This is a genomic window from Nocardia carnea NBRC 14403, from assembly GCF_000308515.1.
Taxonomy (GTDB): Bacteria; Actinomycetota; Actinomycetes; order Mycobacteriales; family Mycobacteriaceae; genus Nocardia; species Nocardia carnea.
The window spans coordinates 1-20,443 of the sequence record NZ_BAFV01000041.1 but is presented as its reverse complement, the minus strand read 5'-3'; the positions used below and the strand labels follow the sequence as shown (position 1 = coordinate 20,443).

Annotated in this window: 15 protein-coding genes and 1 pseudogene; 5 read left to right on the top strand and 11 right to left on the bottom strand. The window is 67.9% G+C overall.

The window, feature by feature from the left end; genetic code table 11:
- Positions 1 to 6 precede the first annotated feature (6 nt).
- Positions 7 to 2,481: a thiamine pyrophosphate-dependent enzyme gene (locus ON22_RS15560; RefSeq protein WP_033241652.1), complete on the bottom strand. Its 2,475-nt coding sequence runs from the start codon at positions 2,479 to 2,481 to the stop codon at positions 7 to 9.
- Between the two features lie 346 nt (positions 2,482 to 2,827).
- The gene (locus ON22_RS15555) at positions 2,828 to 3,733 is read right to left on the bottom strand and encodes an NmrA/HSCARG family protein (RefSeq protein ID WP_033241653.1); all 906 of its coding nucleotides are present in this window, start codon (positions 3,731 to 3,733) and stop codon (positions 2,828 to 2,830) included.
- Positions 3,734 to 3,943: 210 nt separating this feature from the next.
- On the opposite strand from ON22_RS15555, the gene ON22_RS15550 reads away from it, so the two are divergent.
- Positions 3,944 to 4,306 carry a MerR family transcriptional regulator gene (locus tag ON22_RS15550; RefSeq protein WP_033241654.1) on the top strand — a complete coding sequence of 121 codons (363 nt, stop codon included), beginning with the start codon at positions 3,944 to 3,946 and terminating at the stop codon, positions 4,304 to 4,306.
- Positions 4,307 to 4,561: 255 nt separating this feature from the next.
- Here ON22_RS15550 and ON22_RS15545 read toward each other — a convergent pair whose 3' ends face one another.
- The gene (locus tag ON22_RS15545; protein ID WP_033241655.1) at positions 4,562 to 6,841 is read right to left on the bottom strand and encodes a S9 family peptidase; all 2,280 of its coding nucleotides are present in this window, start codon (positions 6,839 to 6,841) and stop codon (positions 4,562 to 4,564) included.
- A gap of 173 nt (positions 6,842 to 7,014) precedes the next feature.
- Entirely contained in the window at positions 7,015 to 8,214 is a 1,200-nt protein-coding gene (locus ON22_RS15540; RefSeq protein ID WP_051157675.1) for an alpha/beta hydrolase family protein, read from the bottom strand.
- A gap of 213 nt (positions 8,215 to 8,427) precedes the next feature.
- Between ON22_RS15540 and ON22_RS15535 the strand changes: the two genes are divergently transcribed.
- Entirely contained in the window at positions 8,428 to 8,994 is a 567-nt protein-coding gene (locus ON22_RS15535) for a histidine phosphatase family protein (RefSeq protein ID WP_051157674.1), read from the top strand.
- A gap of 345 nt (positions 8,995 to 9,339) precedes the next feature.
- Positions 9,340 to 10,461, top strand: coding sequence for an alpha/beta hydrolase (locus tag ON22_RS15530; RefSeq protein WP_051157673.1), 1,122 nt, complete (start codon positions 9,340 to 9,342; stop codon positions 10,459 to 10,461).
- Positions 10,462 to 10,497: 36 nt separating this feature from the next.
- Here ON22_RS15530 and ON22_RS15525 read toward each other — a convergent pair whose 3' ends face one another.
- Positions 10,498 to 11,058, bottom strand: coding sequence for a TetR/AcrR family transcriptional regulator (locus ON22_RS15525; protein ID WP_033241658.1), 561 nt, complete (start codon positions 11,056 to 11,058; stop codon positions 10,498 to 10,500).
- Between the two features lie 262 nt (positions 11,059 to 11,320).
- Positions 11,321 to 12,283 (bottom strand): phosphatase PAP2 family protein, encoded by a 963-nt coding sequence (locus ON22_RS15520; protein ID WP_051157672.1) that lies wholly within the window; start codon positions 12,281 to 12,283, stop codon positions 11,321 to 11,323.
- A 43-nt stretch (positions 12,284 to 12,326) separates the two neighbouring features.
- Between ON22_RS15520 and ON22_RS38540 the strand changes: the two are divergent.
- A pseudogene (locus ON22_RS38540) lies at positions 12,327 to 12,518 on the top strand (histidine phosphatase family protein); the annotation flags it as partial.
- Positions 12,519 to 12,551: 33 nt separating this feature from the next.
- On the opposite strand, the gene pgl reads toward ON22_RS38540, so the two are convergent.
- Genes pgl through tkt form a run of 5 tightly spaced genes read right to left on the bottom strand, consistent with a single transcriptional unit; the run spans position 12,552 to position 19,066 of the window.
- Positions 12,552 to 13,307, bottom strand: coding sequence for a 6-phosphogluconolactonase (pgl, locus tag ON22_RS15515; protein ID WP_051157671.1), 756 nt, complete (start codon positions 13,305 to 13,307; stop codon positions 12,552 to 12,554).
- Positions 13,291 to 14,208 carry a glucose-6-phosphate dehydrogenase assembly protein OpcA gene (opcA, locus tag ON22_RS15510; RefSeq protein WP_174375589.1) on the bottom strand — a complete coding sequence of 306 codons (918 nt, stop codon included), beginning with the start codon at positions 14,206 to 14,208 and terminating at the stop codon, positions 13,291 to 13,293. The genes pgl and opcA overlap by 17 nt, the downstream gene beginning before the upstream one ends.
- Entirely contained in the window at positions 14,205 to 15,779 is a 1,575-nt protein-coding gene (zwf, locus tag ON22_RS15505) for a glucose-6-phosphate dehydrogenase (protein WP_051157670.1), read from the bottom strand. Before zwf ends, opcA begins: the two co-directional genes overlap by 4 nt.
- A 5-nt stretch (positions 15,780 to 15,784) precedes the next feature.
- Positions 15,785 to 16,918, bottom strand: a complete 1,134-nt coding sequence (tal, locus tag ON22_RS15500; protein ID WP_033241660.1) for a transaldolase — start codon at positions 16,916 to 16,918, stop codon at positions 15,785 to 15,787.
- Between the two features lie 6 nt (positions 16,919 to 16,924).
- Positions 16,925 to 19,066 (bottom strand): transketolase, encoded by a 2,142-nt coding sequence (gene tkt / locus ON22_RS15495; protein ID WP_033241661.1) that lies wholly within the window; start codon positions 19,064 to 19,066, stop codon positions 16,925 to 16,927.
- A gap of 478 nt (positions 19,067 to 19,544) precedes the next feature.
- Between tkt and ON22_RS15490 the strand changes: the two genes are divergently transcribed.
- A complete protein-coding gene (locus ON22_RS15490; RefSeq protein WP_231508164.1) occupies positions 19,545 to 20,441 on the top strand; it encodes a heme o synthase in 897 nt (298 codons plus the stop codon).
- The last annotated feature ends 2 nt before the right edge of the window (positions 20,442 to 20,443 follow it).

Genomic DNA, 20,443 nt, shown 5'->3' with positions numbered 1-20,443 from the left:
TTGGATTCACGCGGGCCGGGGATGCCCTGTGCCGGCGATCAAACGGTGGGCGGCGGCTTCGATATCGGTTTCGCTCAGCAGGACCGACGCCGCGGCCGGGCCGAGAGGGACGAAACTGTCCGCACTGGTCACCCGGGCCTGGGCTCCGGTGAACCCGCCGTCCACCAGTGCCGCGCATACCGATTCACTGATTCCGCCGCTGCGCCGGGTCTCGTCGGCGACGAGAACGCGGCCGGTGGCTTCGGCGTGCCGCAGCAGATCGTCGTGGGGGAGCGGGGACAGCCAGCGGAGGTCGAGAACACGGGTGGTGATTCCGTGCTGCGCGAGGCGGCGGGCGACCCGCAGGCTCATGGGAACGGAATTGGCGAAGGCGACGATCGTCAGATCGGTTCCTTCGCCGTACACGCGGGCCCGCCCGACGGGCACATGGTCGCCGGTGACGGGGGCGGCCCATCGGTCGTCACCCGGTTCATACAGGTCTCGGGTGTGATAAAGCGCGATGGGTTCGAGCAGCACAGAGACCCGCCCGTCCACCCGTGCCGCCGAAACACAGGTGCGGAGTACGGCCGCCGCATCGTCGGGGCGAGACGGCGAAGCCACGATGAGCCCGGGGATATCGCGCAGCGCGGCCACGGAATTGTCGTTGTGGAAATGCCCGCCGAAACCTCGCTGGTAGCCGTAGCCGGCGATCCGCACCACCATCGGATTGCGGTACCGGCCGGCCGAGAAGAACGACAGGGTGGCCGCCTCGCCTCGCAACTGGTCCAGGGCGTTGTGCACGTAGGCCAGGTATTGGATTTCCGGGATCGGGACGAACCCCGCGAGTCCGGCGCCGAGTGCCGTACCGAGAATGCTCTGTTCGTCGAGCAAGGTATCGAATACCCGGCGTGCGCCGAATCGCTTGCGAAGTCCTTTGGTGACCCCGTAGACACCGCCTTTTCGTGCGACGTCCTCGCCGAAAACGAGAATATCGCCGTCGCGGGCCAGCACTTCGGCGAGCGTGTGGTTGAGTGCCTGCGCCAGCGTCAGCGGGTTCGCAGCCGGTGCCTCCGAGCTGTCGGGGCAGGGGCGGTCCGTAGCCGATTTCAGGGGGGCATGGTGCGCGCTGTCCGCATGGGTGTCCTGCCCGGGCGCCGGGTGCCGCTCATACTCGGCGGTTGAGTTCCGAGCCTGCCCGGCCCGCTGATCGCGGCGAACTCGCGCCGCATCCGGACCGCGGCCGCCGTGGACGGGCATCTCGTGGTCGGGGCCGGCGCCGGGTATCTCGGGGGCGGCGGCCGCCAACGCGCCGTCGGCGGCGTCGCGGCTGCCGGTCTCGTGCGGCGCGCCCGGGTGCCGGGGCAGCGGGCCGGAACGCCGGACGTCGGTGCGCACCGCGTCCGGGCGAGATGGCGCCAGCGGTGCGATCACCTGGTCCGCCGAGCCGAGTTTCGGTTCCCGGCATACGTCTTCGGCCGTGGCGGTCACCTGCGCGGCCAGGCGGTCGTAATCGTCGAGGATCTCCTGCGGAGTCCGGATTCCCGCAGAAACCAGCAGTCGAGCGGTGGCGGTAACCGGGTCGCGGGCCAGATCGGCGGCGATCGCGGCACTGTCGCGATAGGCGGACTCCACATCCGATCCGGCATGCCCGAACAACCGCACCGTACGCAGGCGCAGGAACGCCGGCCGTCGCTGCGCGCGCACCCAATCCACGGCGGTGGACGCGACGGTGACCGCGTCGAGGAGATCGCACCCGTCCGCGCTGAAATAGCGCAGATCCGGCCGGTGACCGTAGGCCTGCTCGATCCACTCCGGCGGGGTGGGGACACTGATCCCGATCCCGTTGTCCTCGCAGACGAACAGCACCGGAACCGGCACACCGAGATACGCCGTATGCACCGCGGCGTTGATCGCCCCGGTGGCGGTCGAATGGTTGGCCGAGGCATCGCCGAAACTGCACAGCACCACCGCGTCTCGTGGCCAAGGGCAGTCGAGTCCGAGCCGGGTGGCGCGGTCGATCGCGAACGCGAGCCCTACCGCGCGCGGTAGCTGGGAAGCGATGGTCGAGGTTTGCGGGATGATGTGGGCCGCCGCACTGCCGAACACCTTGTGCCGGCCGCCGGAGATGGGGTCCGTAGCGGCGGCGACCACTCCGAGTAGGAGGTCCCGTACCGGATGCATACCGCCCGCCCGGCGCACCCGCTCGACGAACAGTGCACCGGAACGGTAATGCGGCATGACTGGGTCGGTGACGCGGCTCGCGGCGGCCAAGGCGACGTTGCCCTCATGCCCCGACGATCCGATGCTGTAGAACCCTTGCCCGCTCGCCCCTAATCGCCGGGCCGCCAGGTCGGCCTGCCTGCTCAGCACCTGCGCGGTGAAAAGGTCGAGGCACCGGGCACCGGTGATCCCGGGCGCGAGTTCATGACCTGGTGAAGGCGCTGCAGTTTGCAGTCCCGCGATCTCCGCGCGGAACTGCTGTTCGGCCTCGTCGATATTCACCGGACCATCACCGTTACGAGCCTAAGGCGCGGACCGGAAGCTCGAGGTGTCCGGACACGGCAAGTCGCGGCGTGCCCGAACCCCGATCGCCCCTGTCGTTCCTCTGCACCGCAGGTTGCCGAACAGGCGATACCCGTCGGCGCCGACGTCCATACTCGCCTCCTGATCGGTCGGCCTCGAGGAACTCGAGGTCGAATACTGCGTCGCATGAGCTCTGGCAACAGCGAGGGTGCGAGTGGATCGCTGTTTCGTCCTGAATCATGAACCACCCTGTGCGGCAACCTCGTTGGGCGTACCCGGCGCCACCCGCTGTACTGATGCTCCCCAATGCCTGGAAGGGCCGCGTTCAGCGCGGAGCGATTCCCGTGTCCGTGGAACGCAGCGCCTCATCGAGGAGGCCCGCACCAGGGCCCGCCAGCCAGCGGTCGAAGCGCAGCAGGAACGGGAACTCCGTGCGCAAGGCGTCGAGGTTCGCGTTCCCCGCCAGCCTGCCGTCGTCTACCAGTGCTTCCAACTTGCTGAGGACCTCGTCCTGTGCCGGCAGGCGGCTGTAGCTGATCGGTCGACCGGCGGCCTGGGTCAGATGCCCGGCCAGGGCGTTGCCGGTGAGAGCGTCACCGGCGATCTCCATGGTGCGGCCGGCGTAGCTTTCGGGTGAGCCGAAGACCGCGGCGACGATGCGGCCGATGTCGCGTACCGCGATGAACTGCATGGCCTGGTCGGGGCGCATCAGGAAGGACAGGTGTCCCGGGTCGAGGCCGATTTCGGAGGTCACCAGGAGCTCCATGAACGTGGCCGGCCGAATGATGGTGCCGGCGATGTCGAGATTCCGGACATGGGCCTCGATACGGCTCTTGGTGTCGAGATGGTCGACGCCCGTTGTCGAGCCCGCGGTGACCGCCGAGCTGTAGACAAGGTGGGCGACGCCGGAATGCTCGGCGATATCGGCCACCGCCCTGCCGAAGCGGACCTCGTCCTCGTTGGTCACGCCGGCGCCGGCCTGGCCGGAGTTCGGCTGGACACTGAAGACACCGTGGGCGTCGGCGAAGGCCGCGCGGAGCGACTCCGGATCCCCGAGGTCACCGCGGACAGTTTCGACGCCGGCGGCGGAGAGGGACCGGGCCCGGTAGCCGGACGGATCGCGCACGACCGCGCGCACCATCCAGCCGTCGGCCCGCAGCGCAGCGGCGACCGATCCTCCCTGCTGCCCCGTGGCGCCCAGGACGACGACGGTTTTGTTGATGTTGGTCATGCCGACCCCGCTGCGCTTTCGGCGATCACGGACGTGTTCCTGATGAACATTGCTGATCCTTCCTGGGATCCTGCGGAGTGAGTCGGAGATGTGCTGGTCACAGGCCTGATCCAGAGTTTGTAAGGGGTGGTTCGTGCCGTGTCCGCTACCCTAAAACCTGACGCCGACGTCAGGTGCAAGCCAGACGTGGAGTCGAGTCAGGAGGCCGGGATGCGGATCGGAGAGGTCGCCGCGAAGGCGGGCGTCAGCGTCAGGGCGCTGCGCTACTACGAGCAGCAGGACCTGCTGCACTCCACCCGGAATCCGGGTGGCCAGCGCCAGTATCCGGCCGGTGCCGTCGAACGGGTCAGGCTTATCCAGCAGCTCTACTCCGTGGGCTTGCCCAGCAGAACCATCCGCGAGGTGCTGCCGTTCGCCGACTCCGGTGAGACGTCACCGGAACTGCTGGAGCTGCTCGCGGCCGAACGCGACCGCCTCGACCGGCAGATGACGGACCTGCGGGACGTGCGCAACCGGCTGCACGCCTGCATAACCGAGGCCCGGAATCATGACGGAACAGGAAGTCCATCCTGAAGCAGGGGCGGCCACACTCGCACGGCCCGGACCGTGATCGTTCTCACCGATAACCGCTGTACCGATGTTCCCCGAGGCCGTGATCGAGAACGCGCGCCGGCTTCATCCGGAGTGCCGCTTCGCTATCGCTTCCGCCGCCGGGATGCTCGGGCAGGCGTTGCAGGTCGAGTCCGGGGGTGACGGACGGTTCAGGCGGCGACGAATATGGTGTGGCCCGCGGAGCGGACGTCGTCTCCACGACAGTTGGGGCAGGTGTCAGGACGGATGAACGGCCCACTCGGGCATCGCAGGGAACGGCGCGAGGCGATAGGCCGGGGGTTCGGTGCCGTGCAGGTGCCGCACGAGGTAGTCCCAGGTACGTCGGGTGACGTAGTGGTATCGGCCGTGGAAGCTGTGCTCGACCCCGGGGACGATGAGCATATCGAAATCGGCGTCGGCGTCGATGAGTGCGTCGACCAGGCGCATGCTCTGGTGGGGCAGGACGTTGTCGTCGAGTTCGCCGTCGATCAGCAGGAGCTTGCCGCGCAGGTTGCCGGCGTGCAGCGTATTGATAAGCGCCGGGCGATTCTCCTCGGTGACTTCCCCGTGGTTCTGCTCCACCCAGAACGGCAGGTAGATCGAGAAGTCGTGGGCTCCGGCCTGAGCGACCCCCACCGAGTAGAACTCTGGCTTGGTCAGCAGGGCCCGGGCGGTGAAGAATCCGCCGCCGGAGTGGCCGGTGATCCCGACCCGGTCGGTGTCGAGCCAGGAGTGGCGCCGCCCGAGCTCGCGGATGGCGGCGACGTGGTCGTCCAGCGCAGCGGTCATGCCCAGGTCGCCGTAGGAGTGGTCGAGGAACGCCTTGCTGCGCACCGGGGTGCCTCGGCCGTCGAGGGCGACGACTGCGAACCCGAGCGCGGCCAGCGCCTCGGGCTCCCCGGTGAACAGGTCGCCGAACGCCGGTGAGGCCCGGTGGATATTGGGGCCGGGGTAGGTGTGGTCGACGACGGGATAGCGTCGTGCCGGGTCGAAACCGTGGGGGCGCCACAACAGCCCATAGATCGGCGTGTGCCCGTCGGCGGCGGTCGTTCGGAACCGCTCGGGTGGGCTCCACCCGGCTGCCTCCAGCGCGGTCGCCTCCGGTGCCTCGAGTTCGACCAGCACCTGGCCGTCGTCGCCGAGCACTCTCGTGCGGGGCGGGAGGGCGACGGTCGAGGCGCGATCGACGAGGTAGTCGCCGCGGGGCGGGGCGACGGCGTCGTGGTCGAGGTCGTCGTCGGTGATCCGCACGAACCCGCCGCCGTCGAGGTCGACCCGGCAGATCTGGCGGAGGTAAGGGTCCTCGTTCAGTCCACAGGCGAGGAACCACACGTGGCCGAGGTCCTCGTCGACCCGCAGGATCCGGCGGACCAGCCACTGACCTGCGGTGACCCGCCCGAGCTGTTCGCCCTCGGCCGAGTAGCGGTAGAGGTGTCCCCAGCCGTCGCGTTGGGACCACCAGAGGATCTCGCCGGAGTCGAGGATGCGGACCACGGGCGGTGCGTGCAGGTACGGCGAGGGGTCCACCCGGGTGTGCCCGGTCTCGGTGATCAGTGTCGTCATCGCACCGGTCTCGGGGTCGAGGCGCCGCAGTTCGAGGGTGCGCCCGTCGCGGGACTGGTGCAGGAGGTGGACAGCGTTCCCCTTCTGCCCGGACCACCATCGCCGGTCGAGGGCGTAGGGAGACACCAGGACCTCCGGTCCGGCGGACGCGGGCACATTCTGCCCGGTGCGGACATCGAGCACGTGCCACGTCATCGTCGCCTGCGCCACGTCACCGGGCATCGGGTAGCGCACGCGGTGCGTCACCGGCCGTCCACCGCCGGATGGGGCGGCTTCCACCAAGACCTGTTCGGGCAGCCCGCGCTGGTCGATCCGGTGGGTTATCAGCCGGGTGGAGTCCGGCGACCACGCTGCCACGAGCAGCGATTCGATCCCAAGGAGGGGCAGCTTCACCTTGGTCGCTGCCTCGGGGAGCCCGCCGTAGTCCCAGTGCGGTTCGGCGTCCCCGGTCAGCGCGAACTCCTGCTCACCATCCCGGCTGCGCACCCACACATTGCCGTCTCGCCGGAACGCCACCCACGCCCGGTCCGGTGACGCGATCTCACCCGCCCCCACCGGTGGGCCGTCCTCGACCTGCGTGCAGGTCCCGGCGCGGTCCGACCACTCCCACCGGGCGTCGAACGCCGAGAAGCGGAGCACGTCCGGATCTCGGTCGGGAACTTCGAACTCCACCGAGGCGAGCGGCAGGTCGTCGGCTACCGCTGCGCGCCCGGACGCCTGCGACAGCGCCGCCGCGAGCCGCTCGTGGTCGCACGCGTTCCGGCGGGTGCCCGCCGCCGGGTCGACCAGGACGTGATACGCCCCTGACCGGTACCAGAACCGGGCACCGTCGTCGGACCAGTGCGGGACCACCGCCGCCTGCGGGAGCAGCCGGTCCCGGTACGGCGCGAGCATCTGCTCCGCGCGGGCGTAATCGGTGTCGGTGAGCGCGATTCGCCCGGCCGGGTCGGTCATATCGGATCCTCTCGTCACAGACGCTCCCGACCACCTCACACTGTGCCGCCGCGGCAACATCCACCCCTATGAGAGCCAGATCACAGATTTCTTCCGTCGGGGGCCGCATCGCTGACTTCTGCCCGGATCCGCTGCCACATTCACTGGCATAGCCAGGTGTCCAATAGATCAGGTCAGGGCTGGGGCAGCATTTCGGGTTGCGCCAGGCCGGTGATGGTTCCGATGATGTCCGTTCCGATTCGCCCGAAGGCGGCGTCGAAGTAGGCGCGCAGATAGTTGCGCTGCAGATCGATCGACCGGTCCGGGGCGATACCGCCCACAGTTCGGGTGGCGGTGTCCGCGGGGATCAAGCCGGCCGCGGCGAGCTGCGGCAGGATCGCTTGCTGGTCGCAGAAGGACATATGCTCGGTGCCTTCCACGCGCAGCGGGACTTTCAGACCGGTGTTGTTCGGCCAGCCCGGCTGCCAGCCCGGATCCTCGGACCACGGAAATTTGCCGCTGGCCAGCATCAGCAGCGGGCGGTCGAGTCCGTCGGTGGCAACCGAGCCGAGGATCGGACCGTCGAGGTTGACACCGGCGCGGATCCGGGGGTCGTCGTGGATCGCCTGGGCGGTGGTAGACCCGCCGAGTGAATGGCCGAACATCCCGACCTTCGAGAGATCCAGGTGGGCGGCCAGGGACGGCGGAAGTAGCTGTCGCGGGTCAGTTCCGCCGGCGAATTCGGCGAGCCGGTCCAGCACGAACCGGGTATCGGCTACCCGGGTCGGCAGCAGGAGGTCGCGCAGCACTTCCTGCGGAGAGTCCAGCGGCACCTCCGTCACTGCTTCCCGGCCGTCGGGGAAGTGCACCGAGAACGCTTCGTGGGTGTGGTTGATGGCCACCACGGCGTAGCCGTGGCCGGCGAGGTCCTCGGCTTGGGCGGTGCTCCAGCCGGTGGTGTCGGTCATCCCCGGGGAATTCAGCAAGACCGGAAACCGGCCGTGATCGGGCAGGGCGGGCGCGTCCCGGTGGCTGTTGCTGGGCCCGAGAATCCAGCTTCCCTCGGGTACTCCGAGTTCGTCGAGATAGGTGTTCTGCGCCTGACGACCGCCGGGTGGCATCCACGGTGCCGGCGGCGCCGTGTGATCCGCGATAGCGGGGTACCAGATCTGGACCATCAACTCCCGGCGCTGATCTGGATGCCATGGATCAGCGCGGCCGGAATCGACCAGGTGAACTTCCGTGACTCCCACCGGATATGGCCCGGTGGGCGCTGGAAGCGTGAGTGCCACTGGTGCGGCCGGCGGCACTGGATCGGCGTGCGCCAGACCCGCACCACCGGTGACGGCCGCCAGGACGGCAGTCAACACGAGCCCGAATCGCCGTAACTTCATGCGCATCAATCCAACCCCCGAACCAGCTGCTGTCGGCCGGAACCCTACAAGATCGACGACCGGTTCCCGACGCGTAGCGGCCCAGTATTCACGAATAGGGGTTGTTGCATCAGTTTATGGACAAGGTCGGTGGCCTGCACCGAGTGCCAAGGACCGGATTCGACGGAGCGCTCGACTCGTACGCCGCGCACAGAATGGTGAAACACTTCACCTGTGAGATCCTCGATCTTCCTGGTGCGGCACGCTCAATCTGTCCCACCCGCACTGAACGGACCCGACGAGTACCAGCGGCCGTTGACCGATATAGGCAGGGCTCAGGCAAACCAGGTCGCTGGCTCCCTCGCCGATCTCGACCCCAGCGTGGTCATATCAAGCCCTTACCTGCGCGCGGTCCAAACCCTCGAACCTGCCGCCCAGCAATGGAACCTACCGATCCATACCGACCCGCGGCTACGGGAGTGGGATTCGGGAATCGAACCAGCTCCCGACTATGCGCGCCATTATGCGCAGAGCTGGGCCCACCCGCAGTGGGCGCGACCGGGTGCCGAAAGCCTGCTCGAACTCACCGAGCGCGCGGTCCACGTCCTGACCGATATCATCGACGGACTTCGAAGCCGACCCGCGGTCATCGGCAGTCATGGCACGTTCGTCGCGCGAGCGCTGATCGGGCTCGGATGCTCTGGTGTCAGCTGGGCTTTCCAGCAGGCGATGCCGATGCCTGCGGTCTACAGGCTCGAGTTCGGCGGCTCAACCGTTCACGCGGTCGGGCCGGGCCTCTGACCGGCAACAACGAATTCGGAGATGGCTGCGGCCCTCGCCTCGGCCGGGTTCATCGCTGACCAGCGATGACTATTTCGTCATCTGTCCAAGAATGCGTCAATTGATGAACAGTGCCGGACGCGTGGAGCCGACCGTATCGAGGTCGCCGACACCCTGGCCGGGCTACCTTCAGCAGCCGCCACCGCATCATCGACATCGCCGACGTCACTTGGATTGCTGCCAACGCAGACCTGAGCCCCCGCTGCCGCCTTCTTGACTGACGCCCAAGAAGCCTTTACCGTAACCGCGACCTGCTTCTTGGACGACGTCCAAGAAGAGCAGTGGTGGAGTGGGAGGACGCGAGTCATGGAAATCAGTGGGCCTGCCGATCGGCGCGAGGCGGTAGCGGTGCAGCGGCGTGAGGTCTCGTTTCCCTCTGCCCAGGATGAGTGTGCGGCATGGCTGTACACCGCATCCGAGCTGAACGGCCCGCGTCCGATGGTGATCATGGGGCACGGGCTCGGGGCGGTGCGGGAGATGCGCCTGGATGCGTACGCGGAACGGTTCGCCGAGGCGGGGTGGTCGGTGCTGGTGTTCGACTACCGTCACCTCGGGGCCAGCGGCGGAGCGCCGCGCCAGCTCCTCGATATCGGCCGCCAACGCGCCGATTGGCATGCCGCCCTGGCCTTCGCGCGCACGCTCCCGGAGGTCGATATCGACCGGATCGCTTTGTGGGGCAGCTCATTCGGCGGCGGACATGTCCTTCGGGTCGCCGCCGATGACACCCGTATCGCAGCGGTCGTGGCTCAGTGCCCCTTCACCGACGGACCGGCGTCGTTGCGCTCACGTCTGCGGACCGGCCCGCTGAGCGCGGTAGCGCTGACCGTGGTCGGCATCCTCGACACGGTCGGTTCTTGGTTCGGCGCGAAGCCGATCCTGTTGCCGATGGCGGGGACGTCCTGGATGCCCGCGTTCGTGGCCTCACCCGACGCCCTCGCCGGCGCTTCGGCACTTCTGCCGGCGGGGACCCGGCTCTCCCGGCGCACCAGCGCGTGGTTGAAACGGCTGCCCTCGGTGCGGGCTCGGGTGTCGAAGAATATCGAGCTGTCCGAGATCGACGGTGCGGAAGAACCCGTGACCGGTGTCGGTCGCGACAGCATATGGGGTGTACTGCGCGGTCCGGACGACGAATTCGATGCCGCCAACGCCCTGGCCGCACGGCTGGTGCTGCACCTTCCGCTCGATCGGCCCGGTCGCGCGCTGGCTCGCTCCAGCACCCCGACGCTGCTGTGTGTCTGCGACAACGATGCGGCCGCGCCCGCGAAGGCCACCAAGCGTCGCGCGCAGGGCCTGGCACACGTGCACGTCCAGAACTACCCGTGCGACCACTTCGACATCTACGTGGGCGAGCACTTCGAACGCGCCGTGCGTGACCAACTCTATTTCCTGGCGACACAATTCGACTACCCCGTACGTACTACGCAGTAGTGCCCGGGGCTCGTGGACGTGCGGGAGATCAGGCACTCAACGGGCGGCCGCGGCAAGACTGCGAGCGCTGTTCAGCAGTGTCTCGATCACCGCGCGCCGTTGAGCCCGATCCGTCGGATGCGTCAGCAAGCCCTCGACAAGGAAAACGCCGATCGTGACCAGCGGATCCACTTCGTCAGCGGGCACGCCGAGCTCGATCAGCTCTGCCCGGAACAATCCCTCGGCCAGTGCGTGGAACTGCTCGTGCCATTCCTGAATGGACGCGGATTCCTCGGCGCGCGTATGCACCGTGCTCACCAATCGCCCCAATTGCTCCAATTCCTCGACGAGCCACAACAGCCGATCAGCCAGCCCCGAGCCCAGCACTTCGCTGTACGAGGCCATCGAGTCGGCCAAGACCGCATCGAGGACCGCGATCAATACCGCGTCCTTGTCCTGGAAGTACCAGTACAGCGTATTCGACACCACTCCGGCGTCGCGGGCGATCCGCGTCATCGACGCCGCGTCGTATCCCTCCTCGACGAACAATCGCCGGGCAGCCACCACGATCTCCGCGCGCTTCTCTTCCCGATCCTGCGGACGTCTGTTGCGAGGCATCTCCAGTCCTGACCTAGTACCGGCCCCGATGCTATCTTGATCGGACCCCAAGAACGGCCTCGGCATGCCAACGGTCAAGCAGGCGGTCCGATCACCCGAGTGGAAGATCTTGTGCGAGGCTCAATCGCCGCATCAGGCCGCGGGCCGCGGTGAACAACTCCCATGCCCGCGTCGGCGCACCGGCCGGGCCTGGCTGCGTATCGGCGGTCGAATCCTCGCCCGTGACGGTCGGGTCGTGGCGCATGGAGCCGAGCCGTCGCGGTCAGGGAAATGGCGTTGGGCTCGCTGGTGATCGCGGCCGGTGTTCCGCCCGGCCATCCGGGCGCGCGGTGCCGGGCACGGCATCGGCGATCCGGCCGGTGCTGTCGATTCGCCGCCAACTGGCGAGGAAGATCAGGGCGGCGATGATCGACCCTGCGGAGGCGAAGGCGGTCGCGCCCAAATAGATTTCCCAGGCGTAGTCTCCGGTCGCGGTGTCGAGGCCCTTCTGTGTGAGCGGGATACCCCACAGAATGCCGCCGAGGATCAGCGTGACCAACGCCATGACCGACATCAACGTGGCGAGGACGATCGGAAGGATCCGGGGGCGGCCCTCGTCGCGACCGAGCGCCTCTCGACGGGCCAGCCACCAGGAGACAAGGCAGGCCAGGGCCAAGGCGATGGCATCGGCGGCGAGGGTATCGCTGAGCCGGTGCCATTTGGCGGTCAGGGTGTAGTGGCCGATACCGACCGCCCAGGTCAGTACGACCAGCATGGCCACACCACGCCAGCGATAGGGCACCACGATCACGGTGGCGAACAAGACGGTCATGGCGATGGTGGTGTGACCGCTCGGCAGGCTGTTGTGGGCGTAACCGGCGGTGACGTCGACGAGTTCGGGTCGCGGTAGCAGGTAGCGTTTCAGTACCTGCACGACCAGTTGCCCGCCGACGATCACCCCGACCGCGGCCACCGCGAGATCGATTCGCCGCCGCAGCAGGCCGATCAGGGCGACGAGCACCACCGCGACACCCAGCGAATAGACGGTGATCTGGTTCAATGCGTGCGAGGCCTGCGCGGCGTCGCGTGAACTCGCTTCGTCGGCACCTCGCAGCGCGGCGTTCTCCAGCCGCTGTCCTGTCTCGGTGCACACCGCGAGGAGGTAGACCGCGACGGCGGCACCGAAGGCCACCGCCGCGATCACCAGCCACCGGCGAGCGGCTGTGGAGGGGAGCTGACTGTTCACTCGAGGTCACCTCGCACTGATCGATGGGCCGGCTTCTGCCACAGTGTCGCAGGTGTGGCACGGAATCCAGGTTGTCCTGCGCCATAATGCGCAGAGCTGGGCGCATCCGCGGTGGGCGCGCCCGGGTGCCGAAAGCCTGGACGAACTCACCGAGCGTGCGGTGGACGCGCTGACCGATATCGTCGGCGGCCTACGGGGACGAACCGCCGTCATCGGCAGTCACGGTACGTTCATCGCGCGAGCGCTGATCGGGTCCCCGACAGGCGGTTCAGCGGATCGCGGCGGCCGCGTCCTTGTCGAGGATCCAGGTGGTGGATTCGGTGCCGTGAGCGCCCGCGGCGGGGATCTCGAGCGGGTCGGCGCCGTTCAGCGCGGCGGCGACGGGCTCGGCCTTGTTCGCGCCCGACACCACCAGGACGACGTGTCGTGACCGCCGGATCGCCGGATAGGTCAGGGTGACCCGGACCGGGGGTGGTTTGGGGGAGTCGGTGACCGCGACGGCCGGTTCGCGGTCCTCGCGGATCGTGTCGGCGTGCCCGGGGAACAGCGAATTGATATGCCCGTCCGGGCCCATGCCGAGCAGATGCAGGTCGAAACCGCCGGATGCGGCGAGGTGGGCGCGGACCGCGGTGGCGTACTCGGCGGCCGCTTCGACCGGGTCCGGGTATTCGCCGTCGGAGGTGGCCACGGTGTGGACGCGAGCGGGATCCACAGGGACGTGGTCGAGCAGTGCGCGGTGTGCCTGGAGTTCGTTGCGTTCGGGGTCGCCTGCGGGGACGAAACGTTCGTCGCCCCAGAAGATATCGAGTTTCGACCAGTCCAGCTCGCCCGGTTCGGCGCGAACCTTCTCCAGCAGGGTGATACCGGTACCGCCGCCGGTCAGCACCACCGACGCGGTGCCGCGTCCGGCCTGCGCCGCCACCAGGACTTCCACGAAACGGCGGGCGGCGGCGGTGGTCAGGGCGTCGTTGTCGGGATGCACATCCACAGTTGCGGCGGGGGCGGCGTCACGGCTGGTGGTCATAGGTCACCCTTTCGATTCCGGCGAGGGCTTCGGCATAGATTTCGTCGGCGTCCAGACGGCGTAGTTCCTCGGCCAGGCAGTCGCGGGTCTCCCGGCGTGCCAGCGCGATCCGCTGTTCGGGTTCACCGGTGCGGGTGAGTGTCGCGGTGACCCCGGTCTGCGGGCGGGCGATGGCGATCGACACCGTCGGGCGATGGAGTTCGACCACCAGATCGCCGGTTGTCCGATACACGGGACAGTCGAGTCGCCGGGCGAGCCAGCCGGCGAGCATATCCAGCGCGGGTTCTTCACGCAGCCCGGAAACCGTCACAGATTGCACCGGTTCGTGCGGGGCCTCATCCATCGCGGCGGCCAGCAGGGCCCGCCAGTAGGTGATGCGGCTCCATGCGAGATCGGAATCGCCGGGGGCGTAGGAGCTGTGGCGTTTCTTGATGGTGGCCTGCGGGTCGCGAGCGAAGGTGGCGTCGGTGATCCGGCGTGCCGCCAGCCGGCCCACCGAATCCTTCGACGGGAATTCCGGTGCGCCCCGCGGCCACCATGCCACCACCGGGGTGTCGGGCAGCAGGAACGGGATCACCACGCTGCTTTCGTGGTTCACCAGCTGTCCCTGCAAACGCAGCACGATCACCTCCGCGGCGCCGGCGTCACCGCCGACCCGGATCTGCGCGTCCAGCCGGGTATCTGCCGAGCGGTCCCCGCGGGCGAGTACGACCACCCGGCAGGGGTGTTCGCGGCTGGCGTCGTTGGCGGCGTCGATGGCGCCCTCGGCTTCGGAACTGTCCAGCGTGCACACGACCAGGGTCAGCACTCGGCCCATGGTGATCACGCCGTTGCTCTCGCGCAGCTGGACCAGGCGTTTGGTGACGGCGCCGGTGGTGGTGTCGGGGATATCGATGATCACGGCCGCCGCCATTCCCGGCCCGTGCGGGCCAGCATCTCGGCAGCGGAATCCGGGCCCCAGGTCCCGGCCTCGTACTGTTCGGGTTTACCGTCGGCCGCCCAGTGGGCGAGTACGGGATCGAGGATGCGCCAGGACAATTCGACCTCCGCATTGACCGGGAAAAGGGAGGGTTCGCCGAGCAGGACGTCGAGGATGAGACGTTCGTAGGCTTCCGGGGAGGATTCGGTGAACGCTTCGCCGTAGCTGAAATCCATGTTCACATCGCGTACTTCCATGGACGATCCGGGTACCTTCGAACCGAAGCGCATGGTGATGCCCTCGTCCGGCTGCACACGGATGACGAGTGCGTTCTCGCCGAGTTCCTCGGTCATGGTCTGGTCGAACGGCAGATGCGGGGCGCGTTTGAACACCACTGCGATCTCGGTGACCCGGCGGCCCAGGCGTTTACCGGTCCGCAGATAGAACGGGACCCCGGCCCAGCGCCGAGTATCGACCTCGAGGGTCAGTGCGGCATAGGTTTCGGTGCGGGACTGCGGGTCGAAACCTTCCTCGTCCAGCAGCCCCACCACTTCCTGACCGCCCTGCCAACCGGCCGCATACTGGCCGCGAGCGGTCGTTTCGTCGAGCGGTTCCACGAGTTTCGTGGCGGAGAGGACCTTGATCTTCTCCATCTGCAGCTGCCGGGGTTCGAAGCTGATCGGCTCCTCCATGGCGGTGAGCGCGAGCAGTTGCAGCAGATGGTTCTGGATCACATCGCGGGCGGCGCCGATCCCGTCGTAGTAGCCGGCCCGGCCGCCGAGGCCGATATCCTCGGCCATGGTGATCTGCACGTGGTCGACATAGTTGGCGTTCCAGATCGGATCGAACAGCTGGTTCGCGAAACGCAACGCCAGAATGTTCTGCACCGTCTCCTTGCCGAGATAGTGGTCGATCCGGAAAACGGTCTCCTCGGGGAACACCCGATTCACCAATGCGTTGAGCTCGCGGGCGCTGTCGAGATCGTGCCCGAACGGTTTCTCGATCACCACTCGCCGCCACGGTGCCGGCCCCTGATCGGCGTGCCGGCTGGTGAGCCGGTGCCGATGCAGCTGATCGAGCACGACCGGGAACGAATCGGGCGGGATCGAGAGGTAGAAGGCGTGATTACCGCCGGTACCACGTTCGGTATCGAGGCAGGCCAGGGTATCGGCGAGCGTCGCGAAGGCGTTGTCGTCCTCGAAGGTGCCCTGGACGAAGCGGAACCCTTCCGCCAGATGATCCCAGACCTCCTGGCGGAACGGAGTCCGCGAATGCGCGCGCACCGCGTCGTGGACGATATCGCCGAAATCCCGGTCCGACATCTCGCGGCGGGCGAAACCGACCAGCGCGAAACCCGGGGGCAGCAACCCCCGGTTCGCGAGATCGTAGATGGCCGGCATGAGCTTGCGCCGGGAGAGATCTCCGGTGACTCCGAAGATCACCATGCTGCACGGGCCCGCGATCCGCGGTATCCGTTTGTCGCGGCTGTCCCGCAGCGGATTACGCCACGGGGTGCCGGACGCCGTCACTGTGCTCTCCGGAGCGCCGGCCATCGGGGTCAGTTACCTCCTGCGGCAGCCAATTCGGCTGTGGTGGCATCCAGCAGTTCCTGCCAGGATTTCTCGAACTTGTCCACGCCCTCGCGTTCGAGTACTGCGAAGACATCGTCGAGATCGATACCCACCTCGCGGAGCTGCTCGAAGACCCCGGCCGCCTCGTCGGCGGTCCCGGAGACAGTGTCGCCGCGGACCTGACCGTGATCGGCGACGGCCTCGAGCGTCTTCTCCGGCAGCGTGTTCACCGTATTCGTGGCGACCAGTTCGGTGACGTACATGGTGTCCGGGTACTCGGGGTTCTTCACCCCGGTCGACGCCCACAGCGGTCGCTGCCGGTTCGCGCCGGCGGAGGCCAGATGGTTGTAGGTCGAGGCGTGGTCACCACCGGAGCCGAAGACATCCAGGTATTCGGCGTAGGCGAGCCGGGCGTTGGCCACGCCTGCCTTACCGCGCAGTGCCAGGGCCTCGGGGGTACCGATCGCCTCGAGCCGCTTATCGATCTCCGAATCCACCCGGGAGACGAAGAACGAAGCCACCGAATGGATCTTGGCGAGATCATGCCCGGCGACCCGGGCCTTACGCAGCCCGTCCAGGTAGGCGCCCATGACCGCGCGGTACCGCTGTACCGAGAAGATCAGGGTCACGTTGACGCTGATGCCCTCCTCGATGACCGCGGTGATGGCGGGCAGGCCGGCTTCGGTGGCCGGGATCTTGATGAACAGGTTCGGCCGGTCGACGATCTTCCACAGTTCGACGGCCTGGGCCACCGTCTTGTCGGCGTCGAAGGCCAGCCGCGGATCGACCTCGATCGAGACCCGCCCGTCCACGCCACCGGTCTGTTCGAAGACCGGGGCCAGCACATCGCAGGCCGCGCGGACATCGTCGGTGGTGATGGTGCGGACGGCGGCGTCGGTATCGGCGCCGCGGGCGGCCAGCGCCCGGACCTGCTCGTCGTAGGCGTGCCCCTTGCTGAGGGCACCCTGGAAGATGGTCGGGTTGGTGGTGACCCCGACGACCCCGCGGGTGGCGATCAATTCGGCGAGGTTGCCGGAGTTGATCCGATCGCGTGACAGATCGTCCAGCCACACCGACACTCCGGCCGCGGCCAGGGCGGCGACGTTCTCGTTCTGTGCCATGAACCCTTATCCCTTCACATTGTCGAGCGTGCGCTGCGCAGCGGCCACGACAGCCTCCGGCGTGAAGCCGAACTCGCGGAACAAGGTCTTGTAATCGGCCGAGGCGCCGAAATGCTCGATCGACACGATCTCGCCCGCATCGCCGGTGAACCGGTGCCACGGCATCGCGATACCGGCTTCGACCGCGACCCGGGCGGCCACTGCCGGCGGCAGCACCTCGTCGCGATAGGCCTTGTCCTGCGCGTCGAACCATTCCACGCACGGCATCGAGACCACCCGGGTGCCGATGCCCTGCTCCTCCAGGGTAGTGCGCGCGGCCACGGCGAGCTGGAGCTCGGAGCCCGTGCCGATCAGAATCACCTGCGGAACGCCGGTGGAGGCCTCCGCGAGGATGTAACCGCCCTTGGACACGCCGTCGAGGTCGGTGCCCTCGAGTACCGGCAAGTCCTGCCGGGTCAGTGCCAGCGCGGCCGGGCCGCCGGTGCCCACGGCATCGCTGGAGACGAACGGCGAATTGTGCTTACCGCTGTGCTTCTCGATCACCGCGCGCCAGGCGTAGGCGGTTTCGTTGGCGTCACCGGGGCGCACCACCGACAGGCCAGGGATGGCGCGCAGTGCGGCCAGATGCTCGATCGGCTGGTGCGTGGGGCCGTCCTCGCCGAGACCGATGGAATCGTGGGTCCAGACGTAGGTCACCGGCACCCGCATGAGCGCGGCCAGCCGCACCGCCGGACGCATGTAGTCGCTGAACACCAGGAAGGTGCCGCCGTAGGGGCGGGTGGGTCCGTGCAGGGCGATGCCGTTGAGGATCGACCCCATCGCGTGCTCGCGGACACCGAAGTGCAGGGTGCGGCCGTACGGGTTGGCCTTCCACATTCCGGTGGAGATGGATTCGGGACCGAAGCTCATCGATTCCGGAATGGTGGTGTTGTTGGATTCGGCGAGGTCGGCCGAACCGCCCCACAGTTCCGGCAGTACCGGGCCGACGGCGGCGAGGACCTTGGCCGAAGCCTTCCGGGTGGCCAGGCCCTTGGCGTCCGGCTCCCAGGTGGGCAGACCGTCGGTCCAGCCGTCCGGCAGCTGACCGTTGAACAGCCGGTCGAACAGCACCTTGCCCTGCGGCACCCGCTGGGCCCAGGCGTCGAATTCGACGGTCCAGCCGGCATGCGCTTTCGCGCCGCGTTCGGCGGCCTTGCGGGTGTGCGCGATGACATCGTCGTCGACCTGGAAGGTCTGCTCGGGATCGAAGCCCAGGGCACGTTTGGCGGCGGCCACCTCGTCCGCGCCCAGCGCCGCACCGTGCGCCGCGCCGGTGTTCATCTTGTTCGGCGCGGGATAACCGATGATGGTGCGCAGCAGGATGAGCGTCGGCTTATCGGTTTCGGCCTTCGCCGCGGCCAGCGCCGCCTCGATCGCGACGACATCCTCGCCGCCCTCGACCACCTCGACATGCCAGCCGTACGCCGCGTAGCGGGCCGCCACATCCTCGGTGAAAGCGATGGTGGTGTCGTCCTCGATGGAGATCTTGTTGTCGTCGTAGATCACCACGAGGTTCCCGAGCTGCTGGGTGCCCGCGATCGAGGAGGCCTCGGACGTGACGCCTTCCTCCATATCGCCGTCGGAGGCGATCACATAGATGTGATGGTCGAACGGGCTCGCACCGGTCGCGGCCTCCGGATCGAACAGGCCGCGCTCACGGCGGGCCGCCATCGCCATACCCACCGCCGACGCCAGCCCCTGGCCCAGCGGGCCGGTGGTGATCTCGACGCCCTTGGTGTGCCGGTACTCCGGATGTCCCGGTGTCAGCGAACCCCATTTGCGCAGATTCTTCAGATCGTCGAGTTCCAGCCCGAAACCCGCCAGGTACAGCTGGATGTAGAGGGTGAGGCTGGAATGGCCGCAGGACAGCACGAATCGGTCGCGCCCGACCCATTCCGGGTCGGCGGGGTCGTGCCGCATGGTCCGCTGGAACAGCGTGTACGCCAGCGGCGCCAGGCTCATAGCGGTGCCCGGATGGCCGTTGCCCGCGGTCTGCACGGCGTCGGCGGCCAGGACGCGGGCCGTATCGACGGCCTTGGTGTCCAGATCGGTCCAGTCGTCCGGCAGGTTCGGCTGGGTGAGGGCGCGGATGTCGTCTGTCACTGACACGACCGTGTTTCTCCTGACATTTTCGAGGCGTCGAAAAGGGGGCGGGCAGGGGCGGCGAACCGGTACGGCGCGGTGACGGCGGCGCCGCATACACCCCATACCCTAGATGCGTCCGGCCGCCCCTGCGCACGGCCCCCGGCCAAGACGGACCCGCCGTTCCCGCGGGGCGTAGCCCGGGAATGTGGCCGGGGTCGCAGGGGCGCGCGGCAGGGCGTCGCGGTCCTGGGTCTACCATCGTGTGTAGTAGTAGCCGCGTCGCAGCCGCGCGCTGCTCGCCCGCGAACCGGATGCGATGCGCAGCGGCCTCCGGCTCTGCTCCGGCCGGTGTGGCTGCGAGCGAGGTGGATCCGGCTGCGCCCGTTCGACAGTGTGCGAGGAGAGACAGTTGCGGATCGGTCATGACCCGGGGGTCGGCGGCGCCCACGATTCCGCCCCGGCACCTGCGGACCGCGTCCTCGGCAGTGCGAAACTCGCCCGGATCGCCCGCCGCCCGCTGGCGTATCTCGCTCTCACCAAACCGCGTGTGATCGAGCTGCTGCTGGTCGCGACCATTCCCACCATGCTGCTGGCCGACCGCGGCCAGGTCGATATCGGGCTCATTCTGGCCACCCTGTTCGGTGGCTGGATGGGTGCGGCCAGCGCGAACACGCTGAACTGTGTGGCCGACGCCGATATCGACAAAGTGATGAAGCGGACCGCCAAACGGCCGCTGGCCCGCGATGCCGTTCCTACCTCGCACGCCTTCGTCTTCGGCGTCGTCCTGGGAATCGGCTCCTTCGCGTGGCTGTGGTGGCAGGCGAATCTGCTCAGCGGTCTGCTGGTGGTCGCCACCATCCTCTTCTATGTTTTCGTCTACACACTGGGCCTGAAACGGCGCACCGCGCAGAACGTCGTCTGGGGTGGTGCGGCCGGCTGTATGCCCGCACTCGTCGGCTGGTCCGCGGTGACCGGGGATATCGGCTGGCCCGCGCTGGCCCTGTTCGGTGTGATCTTCTTCTGGACACCGCCGCATACCTGGGCGCTGGCCATGCGCTACAAGGAGGACTACCGGGCCGCCGGCGTGCCGATGCTGCCCGTGGTGGCCACCGAGCAGGCCGTGACCAAACAGATCGTCATCTATACCTGGCTCACGGTCCTCACCACCCTGGCACTGGTCCCGGCGACCGGCGTGATCTACGCGGCGGTGGCATTGGTCGCCGGGGCCTGGTTCCTGCTCATGGCGCATCAGCTCTACTCGGGTGTCCGCCGCGGCGAATCGGTGAAACCGCTGCGCCTGTTCCTGCAGTCCAACAACTACCTCGCCGTGGTGTTCTGCGGTCTGGCCGTCGATTCGGTCCTCGGCTGGACCACCCTCGGCGAGGTCTTCTTCGGCTGATC